The 15874-nt window shown below is 42.0% G+C and carries 14 protein-coding genes; 6 read left to right on the forward strand and 8 right to left on the reverse strand.

The genetic code is table 11. From position 1 onward, the window contains the following. Positions 1-44 precede the first annotated feature (44 nt). A complete protein-coding gene (locus KHN79_RS18525; RefSeq protein WP_182009223.1) occupies positions 45-485 on the forward strand; it encodes a DUF4174 domain-containing protein in 441 nt (146 codons plus the stop codon). Here the strand turns inward: KHN79_RS18525 and cobA are convergent. The 4 genes from cobA to nirB all read right to left on the reverse strand — a co-directional run bounded on the left by cobA (position 482) and on the right by nirB (position 5348). After that, on the reverse strand, positions 482-1249 hold the full coding sequence (cobA, locus tag KHN79_RS18530) for a uroporphyrinogen-III C-methyltransferase (protein WP_182009222.1): 768 nt from the start codon (positions 1247-1249) through the stop codon (positions 482-484). The genes KHN79_RS18525 and cobA overlap by 4 nt on opposite strands. A gap of 165 nt (positions 1250-1414) precedes the next feature. After that, entirely contained in the window at positions 1415-2263 is an 849-nt protein-coding gene (locus KHN79_RS18535) for a formate/nitrite transporter family protein (RefSeq protein ID WP_140332238.1), read from the reverse strand. A 183-nt stretch (positions 2264-2446) separates the two neighbouring features. Next, complete coding sequence (nirD, locus tag KHN79_RS18540; protein ID WP_140375063.1) at positions 2447-2770, reverse strand: nitrite reductase small subunit NirD; 324 nt, start codon at positions 2768-2770, stop codon at positions 2447-2449. A 13-nt stretch (positions 2771-2783) separates the two neighbouring features. Further along, positions 2784-5348 (reverse strand): nitrite reductase large subunit NirB, encoded by a 2565-nt coding sequence (gene nirB / locus KHN79_RS18545; protein WP_182009221.1) that lies wholly within the window; start codon positions 5346-5348, stop codon positions 2784-2786. A 404-nt stretch (positions 5349-5752) separates the two neighbouring features. Between nirB and rnk the strand changes: the two genes are divergently transcribed. Beyond that, entirely contained in the window at positions 5753-6130 is a 378-nt protein-coding gene (rnk, locus tag KHN79_RS18550) for a nucleoside diphosphate kinase regulator (protein ID WP_182009220.1), read from the forward strand. 310 nt (positions 6131-6440) lie between these two features. Here the strand turns inward: rnk and KHN79_RS18555 are convergent, their stop codons facing one another. After that, positions 6441-7388 (reverse strand): IS30 family transposase, encoded by a 948-nt coding sequence (locus tag KHN79_RS18555; RefSeq protein WP_182009219.1) that lies wholly within the window; start codon positions 7386-7388, stop codon positions 6441-6443. A 728-nt stretch (positions 7389-8116) separates the two neighbouring features. On the opposite strand from KHN79_RS18555, the gene KHN79_RS18560 reads away from it, so the two are divergent. Both KHN79_RS18560 and KHN79_RS18565 read left to right on the forward strand, forming a co-directional pair. Further along, on the forward strand, positions 8117-9433 hold the full coding sequence (locus tag KHN79_RS18560; RefSeq protein ID WP_244812677.1) for a diguanylate cyclase: 1317 nt from the start codon (positions 8117-8119) through the stop codon (positions 9431-9433). Positions 9434-9540: 107 nt separating this feature from the next. Next, complete coding sequence (locus KHN79_RS18565) at positions 9541-10470, forward strand: CHAD domain-containing protein (protein WP_182009218.1); 930 nt, start codon at positions 9541-9543, stop codon at positions 10468-10470. Between the two features lie 120 nt (positions 10471-10590). On the opposite strand, the gene KHN79_RS18570 is transcribed toward KHN79_RS18565, so the two are convergent. Together KHN79_RS18570 and KHN79_RS18575 are read right to left on the reverse strand one after the other, a co-directional pair. Further along, positions 10591-12540, reverse strand: coding sequence for a hypothetical protein (locus KHN79_RS18570; protein WP_211907278.1), 1950 nt, complete (start codon positions 12538-12540; stop codon positions 10591-10593). A 13-nt stretch (positions 12541-12553) separates the two neighbouring features. Beyond that, positions 12554-13063 carry a hypothetical protein gene (locus KHN79_RS18575; RefSeq protein WP_211907279.1) on the reverse strand — a complete coding sequence of 170 codons (510 nt, stop codon included), beginning with the start codon at positions 13061-13063 and terminating at the stop codon, positions 12554-12556. Between the two features lie 997 nt (positions 13064-14060). Here KHN79_RS18575 and KHN79_RS18580 point away from each other — a divergent pair. Further along, the gene (locus KHN79_RS18580; protein WP_182009216.1) at positions 14061-14849 is read left to right on the forward strand and encodes a lipase; all 789 of its coding nucleotides are present in this window, start codon (positions 14061-14063) and stop codon (positions 14847-14849) included. Positions 14850-14890: 41 nt separating this feature from the next. On the opposite strand, the gene KHN79_RS18585 is transcribed toward KHN79_RS18580, so the two are convergent. Beyond that, entirely contained in the window at positions 14891-15145 is a 255-nt protein-coding gene (locus tag KHN79_RS18585; RefSeq protein ID WP_182009215.1) for a nitrite reductase, read from the reverse strand. A 253-nt stretch (positions 15146-15398) separates the two neighbouring features. Between KHN79_RS18585 and KHN79_RS18590 the strand changes: the two genes are divergently transcribed. Continuing rightward, on the forward strand, positions 15399-15821 hold the full coding sequence (locus KHN79_RS18590; protein ID WP_182009214.1) for a hypothetical protein: 423 nt from the start codon (positions 15399-15401) through the stop codon (positions 15819-15821). The last annotated feature ends 53 nt before the right edge of the window (positions 15822-15874 follow it).

Here is a 15874-nt window from a genome sequence, read left to right on the forward strand (position 1 = left end):
ACTTAACGTATAAGCAGTACGTGCATTTCTTGTGGGAGCCGATCATGTTCAAAAAGTTACTCTTGCTACTATTTTGTGGATTAGCATCAACTTCGACATTTGGCTACCCTTCATACGCCCAATACTGGCCTCACCGTAGCGTGCTTTTCTTCGCTCCAGAAAACGATGCCGCAGTAAAACAATTTCTGTTGGAATCGCTAATGAACGAATGTGAGTTAAATGACCGTGACGTGATCACTTTAGTCATTGCAGAAGATGGTTTCACTTTTCCAGATTCACTAAAAGAAGAGCTGGATCTGCATAATCTGGCACAGCGGTACCAGGTTAAAAAAGGTGAACACACGGCAATTTTGCTAGGTAAAGATGGCGAGGAGAAATACCGTTGGGGGGCCGAAACGGATTGGCAATTCATCAACGAGTTAATTGATGGCATGCCAATGCGTAAGCAAGAGATGCAAAGACAGATAAGCCCGTGTCAGATTTAGGCGCCTGATTTAGAAAACCAATCCAGTTTACTATGTAGCTCAGTCACACTACCAACCACAATGAGTGCTGGGCTGATCGCTCGTTCAGCCATTTTAGATAGCTCGCTCAACTTACCCTGAAAAACTCGTTGTTCAGGACGCGTGCCATTCTCGATAATTGCGCAAGGCATGTCAGGGTCTAATCCATGTGTAACAAGCTTATCCATAATGTGACCGCTTTGCTTCAAACCCATGTAAAACACCAAGGTATTGTTAGACTGGGCTAGTGAGTGCCACTCAATTTCACGACCATCTTTTTGCACGTGACCAGTAATAAACTGGACACTCTGCGCGTGATCGCGATGCGTTAGTGGAATACCCGCATAAGCCGTTGCGCCAGCTGCTGCCGTTATACCCGGGATCACTTCGTATTTGATGCCAAACTCAGCCAACTCTTCAAGCTCTTCCCCACCACGGCCAAAAATAAATGAGTCGCCCCCTTTTAAACGCACGACACGTTTACCTTCTTGGGCTTTTTTCACCAAGATTTGGTTAATTTGATCTTGTGGGACGCAGTGGAAATCCAGCTTTTTACCTACATAAATCAACTCGGCAGATGAACATGCTAAAGCTAAAATTTCTTTAGACACTAATCGGTCGTAAACCACCACTTCAGCCGCTTGGACCGCTTTCAAACCCTTTACGGTCAGTAAGTCTGGATCACCTGGGCCCGCTCCCACAAGAGAAACAAAACCGCTGTTTAACGAAGTGTTATTTGTAGTCATAACAATGCCTGTCGGAAAATTTAGATATAAATAGAGACTCTTTCACTGGTCAGAATCTCTATTTATAACCAAATTGCAACTCACCCAATTGAAAGAGGAGATTAGAGGGGAACCTCAATGAGATTCCCTTACTATAATTACTTTCTATCGCAAGTGGCCAATGATTTATTTAGCAATCACAGGTTCTGCTGTTACTTCTTCTTGAGCGTTAATAGCAGGCGCAGTTTTCGCGTGTGTCAGGTAAAGTGGTAAACAAGTCATCACTAAACCACCAACGATGTTACCCAAAATAGTCGGAATAAGGTTGAAGTTTAACCACGTAGCCACACCAAAGTCAGCACCTAAAATCATACCCAATGGGAATAGGAACATGTTTACCACTGTGTGCTCGAATACCAACGCGAAGAAGATGAAGATTGGGAACCACATCATCGCTACACGGCCAGAGACAGAGCGAGCAGTCATGTTGCCGATCACACCTAGGCACACCATCAGGTTACAGAACACACCACGCACGAAACAGGTGATCCATCCGTCCATGCCCATGTTTTCAAAACCAAGGCTGCGAGCGGTTGAGACAGCAATGAATTTCTTCGCTACTGCGTTGAGTTCAAGAGAGAAGTTACCAGTTAGAGATACAGCAACAAGGTAAGCAACGATTAAAGAGCCAATTAGGTTGCCTAAACCTACAAGCCCCCAACAACGTAGAATACGCCCCCAAGTGATGCCCGGACGGTTAGCGAACTTCGCCAAAGGTGCAAGGCCGAATACACCTGTAACCAGGTCGTAACCCATGACACTTAGAATGACAAAACCAACGGGGAAGACGAGCGCCCCGACTATACCGATACCGGTTTGTACCATTGTGGTGATGGCCACAACAACCGCAAGAGACAGAATTACGCCCGCCATTGTACCTCGAAGAAGCAGATCGCGAGTGCTGGTATTAGTTTTTGCTTCACCAACGTTGATCATGGTTTGCACGAACTCAGCAGGTTTAAAATCAGTAGACATGAATGTGTCCTTATTCAAAAGTTAAAGTTAAAAGTTGAAGATTGAATAGAAAAAGGCTTCCCGTAACTTCGAGCACATTCGATAACATCTCAGTTCCATTACCCCAGAGATGTTTGAAAAACCTTTATCTATTAAATCTAAGAACCCGAAAAGTTCCCTCCTCCGTAGAGGAGGGAATCAGGCTTAAGCAGCGATCTCTACTTCGCCATTAGTTACGCGCGTTTTGTACGCTTTCACATTAAAACGTTCGTCTTCCATGCAAACACCCGTTGTCAGGTTAAAGCGTTGTTTTTTAAGTGGGCTCGCCACCCAAAGCTCACCTTGATGCTCACAAATCAAACCTCGAGATAGCACGTTTGATTGGAAAAACGGGTCAGTATTACTGATCGCCAGAACTTCTTCTGCTTCAGTCGGACGGAATACCGCAACTTGCTGACCATCAACTAGCGCACAAACACCTGTACCCGGTATGATGTCGCTGATTTGGCAAATTTTTTCAAATGACATAGTCAACCTTCCCTTATGATTCAGTAATCGCTACGTGTAGGATGTCGCCTTTCGCTTCAGGGTGTTTCTCCGTGAAGGTTGCTGGGCGGTGCTGTTCACGTTCTGGTACAAACACTACGTTGTCATCGCGTTTGTCAGAATTGATAAAGTGCGCGAAGCGAGTCAGTTGCGATTCATCATTGATGGTTGCTGTCCACTCACACTCGTACTCATTAACAAGCTTCTCTACATCTGTTTCCAGTTGAGCATTAATGCCAAGTTTATCGTTCACGATGACTTCACGTAGGTAGTCGACGCCACCTTCCATATTTTCCATCCAAACTGATGTACGTTGTAATGGCGCAGCAGTACGGATGTAGAACATCATGAAGCGGTCGATGTACTTGATTAGTGTTTCTTTATCTAGGTCGCTCGCTAGCAGATCTGCATGTCGAGGTTTCATGCCGCCATTACCACATACGTACATGTTCCAACCTGCGTCAGTCGCGATGATGCCGAGGTCTTTGCCTTGTGCTTCCGCACACTCACGAGTACAGCCAGAGACACCAAACTTCATCTTATGCGGCGTACGGATGCCTTTGTAACGGTTCTCAATGTAAGAGCCTAGGCCAACAGAATCTTGCACACCGTAGCGACACCAGGTTGAGCCCACACAAGTCTTCGCCATACGAAGTGCTTTTGCGTACGCTTGACCAGTTTCAAAACCAGCATCAATCAGCTTGCCCCAGATCTGCGGAAGATCGTCTTTTTGAGCACCAAACAGACCAATACGCTGCGCACCTGTCACCTTGGTGTATAGGTTGTATTCTTCAGCAACACTAGCTAATACGCCAAGTGCTTGAGGCGTTACCTCACCACCCGCCATACGTGGGATAACAGAGTAAGTACCGTCTTTTTGGATATTACCCAAGAAGTTATCGTTGGTGTCGTGCAGCTTAACCAGTTGTGGTTTAAGAATATGTTCACCCCAGCAAGAAGCTAAGATAGAACCAGCCAGTGGTTTACACACTTCACAACCGTAGCCTTTACCGTATTTTTCTAGAAGCTCATCAAAGGTTTTGATCTCTTCAATACGGATTAGGTGGAACAACTCCTGACGAGAGTAAGCGAAATGCTCACATACATCGTTCTTCACTTCGATACCTGACTTAGCAAGCTCGGCGTTCAGTACTGAAGTCACTAGAGGGATACAACCACCACAGCCAGTACCCGCTCCCGTTACTGCTTTGATGTCAGCAAGCGTATGATTACCATCAGCAACTGCCTGAGCGATCTTTCCTTTTGTTACATCAAAACATGAACAGATAACTGCACTTTCAGGCAATGAGTCTGCGCCGAGTGCTGGTTTTTCAGCACCTGCGTGTGCTGGAAGGATAAGTGCATCTGGGTGTTCTGGCAGGTCGATTTCGTTGAGCATTAACTGAAGTAAATCACCGTAATCAGACGTATCACCAACGAGAACCGCACCTAATAGCTTCTTGTTATCCTGTGAAACGATTAGACGTTTGTAAACTTCTTGCTCTTCGTTTTGGTAAACGTAGCTCTTACAACCTTCGCTACGACCGTTCGCATCACCAATAGAACCCACTTTCACGCCAAGCAATTTCAACTTAGCGGACATATCAGCGCCTTCGAACTTGCTTTCTGTGTTACCCAGTAGGTGGTCAACCGCAACCGTCGCCATCTTGTAGCCAGGAGCAACTAGGCCGTAGAACATTTCGTTCCATGATGCACACTCACCAATTGCGTAGATATTTTCATCAGAAGTCTGACAGTGGTCGTTGATTGCTACGCCGCCGCGGGGAGCGACTTCCAGATCCATCTGGCGAGCCAGTTTGTCTTGTGGACGAATACCCGCAGAGAATACGATAAAGTCAGTTTCTAGTTCAGAACCGTCAGCGAAGCGCATCACGTTGCGTGCCGTTGTGCCCTCTGGAGCAATCTCAAGCGTGTTTTTACTGGTGTGTACATTCACCCCCATGCGCTCGATCTTTTGACGAAGTTGATTACCACCAGCAAGATCCAATTGCTCGGCCATTAGTTTGGGTGCGAATTCAACAACGTGTGTTTCCACACCCAATGCTTTTAGCGCACCTGCGGCTTCAAGACCCAATAGACCGCCGCCGATAACGACGCCTGATTTACTATTCTTCGCACAGGCTTCGATCGCTTTAAGATCTTCAATGGTGCGGTAAACAAAACAGTCTTTGCTTTCATGGCCTTTGATTGGTGGTACAAACGGAAATGATCCAGTAGCAAGGATAAGCTTGTCGTATTGAACTTCGCGGCCAGTGCTGGAATATACGATATGATTTTCGCGGTTGATGTTAATGGCGCGCTCGCCAATCAACATATTGATTCCGTGTTTTTCGTAAAAGCCTTCTTTAACTAGGGACAGTTCATCGGCCGTGTGGTGAGAAAAGTAAGAGGAAAGGTGCACGCGGTCGTATGCGACTCGAGGTTCTTCACAGAAAACCGTAATGTCTAGTTCGGAGATATCCGCTTTCTCAACTAAGTCTTCGAGATAACGGTGCCCTACCATACCGTTTCCGATAACTACTAGCTTCAACTTGCTCATTGTACTTCCTAAGGGTTAGGTTCTTATCACTGAGCGCATTGTTAATTGTGAAAGAAAATTAATACATGATGTAAATCAATTACAATTTCAAACTACCCTAAAGGGGTAGGTGGGTTGCTTGAAGCTGACATTGACAATAGATACGTAATTTAGAAACATTTTAAACAGCTTTTATCTGTTCCACTTACATATAGCCAGTTCACTGTGCTTGAGTTTTCCACTTTCATACATTTGAGTTACTAATAAAAATTGTTCCTATCAATTAATATCTTTTATTAGCCAATTGTTTGCATAGTGGGTAGTATGAGGGTTCAGTTATGTAGCTAAACGCATAACCTCATTTACATATAGAAAGCCGTCCCATATTTTTTTATGAGGCGGCCTTTTGTTTTGGGAGTCACAAAATGTCAGGAAGCAACCCTATCTATATTACAAACATAGATCTCAACAGAATTTCAGCGATGCTGGACAAGATGCCAAGTGTCGCGGAAGAGTTAAAAAAACTCGAACAAGAGCTCGACAGAGCCATCGTTCTTGAACCAGAAGCAATGCCGGATAACGTGGTTAGAATGAATTCGACCGTTGATTTTAAGTTCACCGGTGATGAGAAAGTACTAACTAGAACCCTTGTGTATCCGCAAGATCTGAAAACTGGTAACGACATTTCAATTTTTGCCCCAGTAGGTAGCGCATTAATCGGCCTGTCTGTCGGCGAAAAGCTTGACTGGCCAATGCCAAACAAGCAGACGAAGACCATCGAGATACTTAACGTCACTTTCTAGGCAGAGAAAAGTGATGAACTAACGCTATCGTTTCATGCGTCCTGGTGCAAAGTGCTTCTAAACCACTTTACACCAGGTTAGCCTCTCTTTTCATTAAGCGCCTCATATAAGCCGTAACTTGTATAAACCCCGTATGTATTGCGTTTAACGTTGATATATTGTCATTCGCCACTATTTAATATTAATCATGTCTCCCTTGCTCTTGACTGGCGGTAAGTTACCTCGAAATAATCTGTTTATCTTTACAAAGCATATATACTCTTATTTATATAAACCCGAATTCAACTGTGAAGTGTGACACTCTCCAATATCAAGCAGCCAAAGCCGTTTCCTCGAATACAATGGCTGGCTGCTTGAAGCCTAAACACTTTCTTGGACGATAATTTATCCGCGATAAAGCGAACTCTATATCGATGTCCGTCACCGTCGTTAGGTCAGTTCCTTTCTTCACATATTGCCTTAAAAGACCGTTAGCATTCTCATTAGCACCACGCTCCCAAGAGCTGTACGGATGAGCAAAGTACACATCAGCCTCTAATTCTTTTGCGATGGTTTCATGACCTGCAAACTCTCGTCCGTTATCTGCCGTAATGGTATGGACATGTTTCTTATAAGGCTTCAGTAGCTCTATTGTCGCTTTGGTGACATCATCCGCAGACTTAGATGGCACTTTCTTTACCACGTAAAATCGAGTCTTACGCTCTAAAATAGTCACCATCGCACCCGTACCATGCTTGCCTAGCACAGTGTCGATTTCCCAGTCTCCAAACCGCTCCTTACTGTCAACGATGCTTGGTCTATCATCAATCGACACGGCATTTTTTATCGCTGGCGCTTTCTCTTTTTTACCGCGACGATACCGCTTATGACCTTGTCTCAAGTGACGATATAACTTACCGCCCAAGCGTTTATCTTGTGCGACAAAGCGGTAGATCCACTCGTGGCTGACAGCGGCACCAACTTTCGTTAATACATTGGAGATCTGTTCTGGGCTCCAATCTGTTTCTAAAAGAAGGCGGATAAAATCCACTCGCTCCTTTGGTATGCGGTATTTACGCGCTGTTCTACGCTTTTTAATCGACAACAGCTGAGCTTCGTTCGGGCAATAAATGTTACCTTTACGACCTCGCTTAATCTCCCGATATACCGTTGAGCGGTGGCACTGAACTGTTTTAGCTATTTCAGAAACCGATATTCCCCGTTCCAAAAGTGCAGAAATCTGGTATCTTCTGCCTTCGGTCAACTGTTGATAATTCATGGTAGTACTGCTTGTTTCTTTGGCGAGAAGAGCGTACCACTTTCAGCAGTTGGCTTCCTCTTCTACACCTTTCCATGAATGTCGCACTTATTATCTGAAATCGGGAATAATTATTTACCGACTAATTATCTATAGCTAAAACTTGTTTAGTGTTTAATTTAACGAAATAACTTTCTTCAACGAACATAGTAGCGGATACTTTTTTAAATAAAATAAAAAAGTAAAGGGCCTAACGTTTAAACATTCTAAATTTAGAGTTAATAATCTATTGATTTGAATTAGGTCAGGCTAAATCATGTTATTAGGCAAGAATAAATGGCAACTTTCTCTCACGCCGTCGCATATATTACACTTGCAGTACATATTGGGATTGGTTATCGAAACACTATAACCACCTTACATGGTTACTTATTCTAAACTACTATATCTTATGAACTTTTTAACCACGAAAAAAAATAACGAGCACTTCCGGTACAAGCTAGTAGATTTTTCTAATTATGTAAATAGCAATACATATCATTATTTTTAAACCTATCGATATGCGCTTAGTTTGATTTAAATAAACAATATAATATGCATATAAAATTAATATGGAAAATGATTAAGCTACTGTGTTAGTGTAGCGGCACTCTAAACATCGATCAGATATTTCGCACAATTTCAGCAGTTATGATGAAACTGAATAAAAGGACGTTTTTACCAGCAAAGTCCTTGCGGTATGCAATAGTATGGCTTCTATCTATGATGATATTTCTATATTTACTTGTCTTGTCTATTTTTTAAACTCACTAGATGAATTAGCGGCTGTAGAATTGGAGCAAAGAGTCCAATTAGCTAGAAAGCTAGAATTTCGCAATGCACGGGATTTACTCGAGGAGTATACCTTCTGGGACGATGCATACGAAAACATAATCGTAGATCTTGATACAAATTGGGTCAAAGGAAATTCCGGTGACTACTTAATGAACAAGAGAGATTACGATTTTAGTGTAGCGATAGCACCTGGAAACAAAGAAGTCTACTTGATAAAAAGTGACGATGTCCCAACCCTCTCTTTTTCTGATTTAAAACAGCCGTTGTTTGAGTTGATGGACGTTTCTCACCAGCTTAGTACTCAAACCAAACTCACTAATGGCTTTTTCCGCATAAACGGGGGCGTTTATCATATCGTCGGTGGCCCTTTTATAAATGAAAAGTCACAGCTACCACGTGAAGGAACTTACTTAGCTTTAGGTAAACGAATCGATTCCGAGTACCGTAAAATACTTGAAAATGAATATCAATTATTCGGACTTCACCTAAAGGATCAATCAAACGATCTAAAAGCCTACATGCCTTTATATACACCGACGGGTAATACCGTTGGCTATGTAACCTGGAAGCCACACTCGCCGAGTAAAACAATCATCCCGACAATCACGTTTATTGCGATTTTATTTGCTTTCCTTATCACAGTTGTCACGACGTACATCTTAAAGAAGGAACAAATGAGCTGGGAAGAGTATGAGAACCAACTTTTCATAGAGGCTACAACTGACTCTCTCACCCAAGTCAAAAGCCGACGCTATTTTATGTTGATGGGCGAAAACGAGTTTAATACCTGTCGTCTAATAGAGAACAAGCAGCTATCGGCATTAATCCTTGATATCGATTATTTTAAGCAAATCAATGACGAATATGGACATGCTGTTGGAGATAAAGCTCTGATTCATTTCTCTCAACTTTGTAAAACGGCATTAAGAGGAAGAGATATCTTGGGCCGCATTGGTGGCGAAGAGTTTGCGGTGATCTTGCCTTTGACTAACGAAAAAAGAGCAGCTGAGATAGCTAACCGTATACGAGTGTTGGTTGAAAGATCCCCTTTTGTATCCAACGGTAAGATAATTAGTTTTACCGTTAGCATCGGTATATCCTCATACCGTAACCAAGAAAACCTAGAAAAATTGCTTGAAGAAGCTGACCAAGCTTTATACGACGCAAAACACCATGGTAGAAATTGCGTCATGAGTTATAAAAGTCTAACCACGGAGCCTAGCCTCATCTAAACGTAATGGCTTTTGTCGAGGCTATCTTGACCACCACTCTCGAAGAATCACACATTTGGGTATAAGCTCAAAATACTTGTTACAGGTGAGTTGGGAGTTCAAAAGCCATGTCGCTCAAATCTGCGTCTCGATTGCCACTTTATTTGGATTCCGATCTTTACTTCATACTGCCTCAATATTTTATTGACCAGTTTCGTTATGCTAGATCACTAGAAAAAGGCGTTATTCTTGGTCAAGATCCTGAATTCAATCATCAATATCGTGTGGCTCTCAGACGCATTCGTTCGCTGTGTGTGTTACTGGAAGAACTACTCTCTCCATTTGAAAGAAAGCTCATCAAACCGAACTTAAAAATGCTGATGAAACGCACCAACTTGTTACGGGATCTCGATGTTTTCTTAATCAATCAACCAAGTTATTTAGCAATACTCCCAGAGCAAGATACATCGTTAGAAAACATCTTTTCAGTGATAAAGAGCCGTCAAGTAGAAGAGCAAAAGAATGTGGCTAACTGGCTTCAAAGCAGTAAATACATCAAAGCTACTGTGATGATCCAAAACAGCCTTTTTCGAGCACTTCAATACGAGCGGAGAAGTAAGCCTATGTCCCCACTCCCTTATGCTAACAACAAAATCCTTACCCAGTTCCGAAAAGTAACTAAATCAATTAAACCGGTCACTAATAGCAGCGAAGACAGGGTCATTCATGCATTAAGGATAAAGTGTAAATCGCTGCGATACCTTCTTGAGAGTTTCTCTGCTCTCTACTCCTCAGAGCAGCACAAACAGAACGTCAAACACCTTAAGTTTCTTCAAGATCAATTAGGTGACTTTAACGACACGTCCACTCAAATAGATTTTTTTACTCACCTTCGAAAAGAAGCTGCCGTTGCAAAATCTGACCGAAAAACACTAAAAGCGGTAATTAGTGAGATAGAAGATAAACACGAACATTCCCGGCAGACAGTTTTGTCTCATGTTAATCAATTCGAGCAGTTTATAAAGGAAAGCTCGACACTAGAAGTGTACCGTGCTTAACGATATTTTTTCAAAGTCCCCTTTGTGGATCGCAGTTATTATTACGTTAAATACGCAATGAAAAGGCCACTTAAAACAGTGGCCTTTCAAACATACAAGCATTATGAGTAGTTAAAACGATTAATCCACGACTTCTAAGGTTACTGAAGCGTCAATGAATTTTGAAACATCGTCATTGTCTCTGGCTTGAACTTTAAGAGCAGCTCCAAGTAGTTTGCCAAGATCATTCGCCTCAAAAGTACCTGTTAGACCAACCGTAAACTCACAATCATAGTATTCGGTTGGACCAAGCTCTTGTTCTGCACTTGTACAAGTATGGCTAATTAGCGTGAAGTTAGCGTTATCGTTAGGATATGAAGCGTCTAGTATTGCCACATCGTTAAGTAAGATGTCTGCTGTTGGAGTGAACCTCACGTATTCAGTGTTGCCGGCATCAGCCGTAACTTTTAGATACGCCTTAACTTCAACACCAAGTGACAATGCGAAATCAGGTGAGCCAGGATCGAACTCAACTGTTGCATCATCAGTATCGAACGCTTGTCCTGCAACTGTATCTGTATCACTCACTCGTACCCAGGCGATGTTATAAACGTCTTCACTTTCATCACCCGCGACTTTAAAGGTTAGGTAACAGTACTCTTTACCTCCCGGAGCAAGACTTCTTCCAACTAACGTATTGCAATCGCCATCAACCGGTGAAGTGTCAGCAATGTTATTATCATACATCTGAGTTGGAACATTTAAGTCAAATGGCCCTTGTGCGAAATCAACGAACGAATCAATAACTATACTCTCAGGACTCGTATTATGAACCTCAAATAAATACGTGACGATAGGAGCATCTGTTATATCAGCTAACTCAAACTCTTTAACCGAAACTGAAACATCATTATATTGCGCTGGGTCCAGTGTATTTGGAGAAGCTGGCGCCATACCTACTTTCACATACTTAGTGAGGACTACTGTAGGATCAACATTTTCTACAGAAACGGTCCAGTCCCAGTCGACTTGACTACCTTTGGTTCCTTCTTCATCCGTAGGTGTCGCTTTGACAGTGTTTTTGTACATATCACCAGCATTTAAGTCTGTATACGCTGAAGCTAAGTTCACAGAGTACAGACATTCAGGTGAAGGTGATGTGGTGACAGCGAGTCCACTGATTGAACAACCAGTCAAATATCCAGTTGTAGTATTCGCACCATTTTGCATCAACAGATCGTCAAGATCGCTACTAGCAATATGTATTGTGTCCCAACCAGAGGCACTACCGAAAGTTACAGTATAATTAACGAGATCGAAGTCAGTACCGCCACTTTCATAAATACTGGTTACATTCCCTTCCTTCAGAATTGTCAGAACTGGAGGTACATCGGTGATACTGACCGTAACATTATTTGATGGCCCTACAGCTTCTGGAACCGCATCAGCAAACTTCCAGTAAGCAGAGAAGTTATTGATTTTGTCTTCTCGATATACTTCATCATTAGTAACCGTATCATCAAGATCCAGGTTGTGCCATTTAAACACGACAGTACAGGTGTAGGTTGCCCCAGGAGCTACGGTTTCTGAGCCAGAAGTTAAACACACTCCATCAGTATCCATTGCACTGACAAGATAAACTCCGTCCTCGCTTAGAGTTGGGGAAGCGGTAACATCGGCAGGAATACTGAAGTTCTGACCACCAAAATTATCGGTAAGCTCTGTGATCACCAACGGAGTCGCGCTATTAGGATTAGTAATTTTAAGGTCAAAGGTGAAGGTATTATTGCCGTTATAAATCGCTTCCTCCGTGCGGCTGGTTGGTCCCACTCCAACTTTAGTAAGAGTTGGGTTACTAGGAAGCACAGTAATTGGAATGGTAGTAACATCACAATTACATTTAGAAGGCGAACCCGGTAAAGGAAGATTGTTTTCGTCTATACCATCGTCATCGATGTTGTTACATGATCCTGAAGAATTCTGTTCCCAAGTTGCACAGTATTGCAAATCAACTAGGGTATCCCCATCAGTATCCGCACAAACGAAGGTGATTTCTTCTTCCGTAAAGACTGCATCGGTAGCTTTCGTCACGTCCGCACAGTAGTCACCGTTGGCGTCTGGGGCTGAAGATCCCCCCCCCTGTCAGGTCACCAACCCATACCAGACATGCTTCTCTATCTGTTACATCAGGAGCAGGACCATCAAGAGGAGTTGAATTAGGGTCAGTTGTTGTATAAAACGACCAATTGTATCGTGTTTGAGCGGTGGCCTTTACGCGAAAATTCAGATTTTGAGTGACAATTTCACCCGCATAACAGGTCGTTGGCTCACCAGCAGGCACTGTAATCTCCGCTAATTGCACATCGTTTGCCGTACAAGTTAAGCTATTCAAGTCTGTTGCATCTCGAATACACTCTTTTCTTGCTCCGGTACCTATCGGATCTGGCTTGTACCCGTCAGGGAAGATAGATATTTTAGCTGGTACTATTGGTGGTGGCTGTGGGGCAGCTATGAGTGTTGATGTCAATCCTAGAAAGCCCAGGCTCATTAACTTAGCTAATAACTTACCGCTCATCCATCGTCTTGCACCCGTTGTATTACTTTGAATATTCATATTTCACTCCACTTAAATTTTATTTTGTGTAGATGTGAGTGTTGACATGCCCTTATACTTTGAAATATTTTTAATAATAATTACTGGTTGATAGAACTTCATATAAATCCCTCCCTGCCCCACTAGACACAACCATAAAAAATCTAGTGAATTCAGCAATCAAGAAATTAAATAATTTTCATCTTTCATTTTTATTCCTTACAACTTTATTCAAATAAAAATTAAAAGCGCTTACTTTCGAACATATATTGGAGCAATAAGTATTCCACAAGCAATTAACTGATTTTTATAATGATATGTTTTAAAAAGTTAGAATTGAGCCCATATGTTACACTGAAATGGAACACAAATAAGTTTATATATATCAACAAGATAGAATCAAAATTAACGTACTGAGTTTTACATTAATATCTTATTGGAAATATTCATATATTTTTCAACCACTTAGATACCGACAACTCGAGATGTTACAATCTGTCACATGTGTTACAGGTTTGGCGGTACTATATTGTACTGAATTACAGCCATAGAAATTTAATAAATATGAGAAAACCTAAATACAAAACCATTTAACTTACATTATAAATTTTAAATAAAATCATTGTTTTCAACCATTTTAGATATTTTTCAACAAAAAATAGCCATTATAACTTCCTATTCCCCGGCCAAAAGTTAATTAACATTTGGTTTATCTTTCCTCCGCTTAATCCATTGATAATTAGTTTAAAAAAGAATATTGCTGAGATCCAATCATTATCCTCGGTTTTGTAAACTGGTCGTTTTCAACGTAACCAATAAGGAAGCTTGGTGTACCTCGTACTCCCAATGATTCACCGAAAGCCAAGTCTTCCTCGACTTTGTCAGAGACCGCACGATGCGTCGAACCTTAAGAAAACGCTTCCGCATTCAATGATAAATCTGTAGCGGCTTTTTGGTTCACGTATCCTTCATAATTTCTCTATAGAGTATTGTGCTGAACTTCATGAAGTAAGTGACCGTGAAACCACTCAAACGATACCAGTACGAACGCTACGCTGTTTTATGTAATCTCGCTTATCCGCGAGTTTTTAAGCAGACTCGCTACGGATTTGATCCTAATGGTCAGAGAATCATAAACAATAAACGCGGAAAAATTATGATTCGGGTACTGTGGAGTAAAAACCGGAATGAAGTTGTCGTGGTGATTAAAGGCTCGCACAGCATAACCGATTGGCTATTAAACTTTGCCTTATGGACCAGAAGCTGCCGACCATTAGGTCTTAACTATCGTATTCACGCTGGTTTCTACCATTTGTTGTTTCAGGAAAGCATGCCAAGCAGAAATGAAGATCGCCTAGGATTAACGGTTCTCGAACGCCTGGAAACAACCATTGTCCCTCTAATTCTTAAAGGTAAGCGAATCACAATAACCGGGCACTCTTCAGGCGGCGCAATAGGTAGTGTTTTCGCCGATTATATTGAGAAAAAGTATCCCAAAAGCATTAAACGTGTCGTCACTTTCGGTCAGCCAGCCATCGGCGACTGGACATTTAAAAAGCGATACCGTTTGGAACATAAAACTTACCGCATCTGTTGCGATATAGACATTGTGACTTTCATGCCCCCTGTCCCGTTCCTCTATTGGCATGTCGGTAAGATGCTGTGGTTATACAACGGCAGAATTTACGAAAACACACCGACAATGATTCGATTAGGGCGTTCGCTGATAAGTTGGTTATTACGGCCGTTCTCTTACCATTTAATGAGTAAATATATTCGTAATAAAGACTTCTTTGACGAGAGATGACAAACATGAAAGAGCTAAACTTTATCGGCTCTTTCACTGCATTACAGAGATGCGATTTCTTTATCAAGCTGATACTTACTGTCAGTCACTATTTTCTCGAGGACTTCCACACGTTTCTTTAACTCATCAACTTGGGATTTAAGACTTTCCTGCGCTTCTAGGCTCATTGCATTACGTTCCGATACCTCTAAGGCACGTAGTTCCTTTTTATGGTTAAGGATAAGCTTTACTATCCCGCCACCAAACAAAGAGCCAAACACAATAGCAACGACCAATACATCAGCAAAAGATTCCATTCTTATAGTCCTCTAGGTTACGCTTAAATAAAAATTACTCACTAAGTATATATATCAAACAACACATTGATTGTACGTATCATTTCTTAAATATAAGTACTGTGAGTCAGCTCTAACCGACAATTCTTTCAAAGGTTACGTATCTGAACCATATCCTCCAGCATTTCGGCCTTATCCATACAACATCAGTTAGTAAGTCAGCTAATCTTATAAATATGTGTTGCGATTTTATATATGTTGGAGCTTTGGTGTCATGCTTACTTTGTCTGTTGCGACTCTACTATTAGTTGCGGTCACCACAATCCCAACCCTACGGCACGAGTGGTGGTGGGTGCATGCTTTTGATTTCCCTCGGATGCAGTTTGCAATATATGGATTACTCCTGCTCACTATCGAATTCTACACACTTAATTTCAGCGATGTTTGGTCTTGGATGATACTGCTTACGATATTCATGTGCCTTGCTTATCAAGTGTGGTGGATACTTCCCTATATTCCCATCTTCTCCACCGAAGTGCATTGTTCGAAGCACAACGATCCAGAACACTCAATTAAAGTCATGTCAGCGAATGTCCTGACACCGAACCGAAACGTCAGTGCTCTGATTAAGTTAGTCAAATCCTGCAAACCGGATGTGCTGGTAACTCTTGAATCCGAAGCTTGGTGGGAAAAGTAGGAAGGAATCGAAAGTTCGGTTAAAGACCACGCTCAAGCATTAGAGAAAATTCG

This window comes from Vibrio sp. B1FLJ16 (genome assembly GCF_905175385.1).
GTDB lineage: Bacteria > Pseudomonadota > Gammaproteobacteria > Enterobacterales > Vibrionaceae > Vibrio.

What these genes read in the sequence shown, in the direction of transcription:
- KHN79_RS18525 (WP_182009223.1), top strand. Translation starts at nt 45, where the DNA reads ATGTTCAAAAAGTTACTCTTGCTACTATTTTGTGGATTAGCATCAACT.
- cobA (WP_182009222.1), bottom strand. Translation starts at nt 1,249, where the DNA reads ATGACTACAAATAACACTTCGTTAAACAGCGGTTTTGTTTCTCTTGTG.
- KHN79_RS18535 (WP_140332238.1), bottom strand. Translation starts at nt 2,263, where the DNA reads ATGTCTACTGATTTTAAACCTGCTGAGTTCGTGCAAACCATGATCAAC.
- nirD (WP_140375063.1), bottom strand. Translation starts at nt 2,770, where the DNA reads ATGTCATTTGAAAAAATTTGCCAAATCAGCGACATCATACCGGGTACA.
- nirB (WP_182009221.1), bottom strand. Translation starts at nt 5,348, where the DNA reads ATGAGCAAGTTGAAGCTAGTAGTTATCGGAAACGGTATGGTAGGGCAC.
- rnk (WP_182009220.1), top strand. Translation starts at nt 5,753, where the DNA reads ATGTCAGGAAGCAACCCTATCTATATTACAAACATAGATCTCAACAGA.
- KHN79_RS18555 (WP_182009219.1), bottom strand. Translation starts at nt 7,388, where the DNA reads ATGAATTATCAACAGTTGACCGAAGGCAGAAGATACCAGATTTCTGCA.
- KHN79_RS18560 (WP_244812677.1), top strand. Translation starts at nt 8,117, where the DNA reads ATGGCTTCTATCTATGATGATATTTCTATATTTACTTGTCTTGTCTAT.
- KHN79_RS18565 (WP_182009218.1), top strand. Translation starts at nt 9,541, where the DNA reads ATGTCGCTCAAATCTGCGTCTCGATTGCCACTTTATTTGGATTCCGAT.
- KHN79_RS18575 (WP_211907279.1), bottom strand. Translation starts at nt 13,063, where the DNA reads ATGAATATTCAAAGTAATACAACGGGTGCAAGACGATGGATGAGCGGT.
- KHN79_RS18585 (WP_182009215.1), bottom strand. Translation starts at nt 15,145, where the DNA reads ATGGAATCTTTTGCTGATGTATTGGTCGTTGCTATTGTGTTTGGCTCT.
- KHN79_RS18590 (WP_182009214.1), top strand. Translation starts at nt 15,399, where the DNA reads ATGCTTACTTTGTCTGTTGCGACTCTACTATTAGTTGCGGTCACCACA.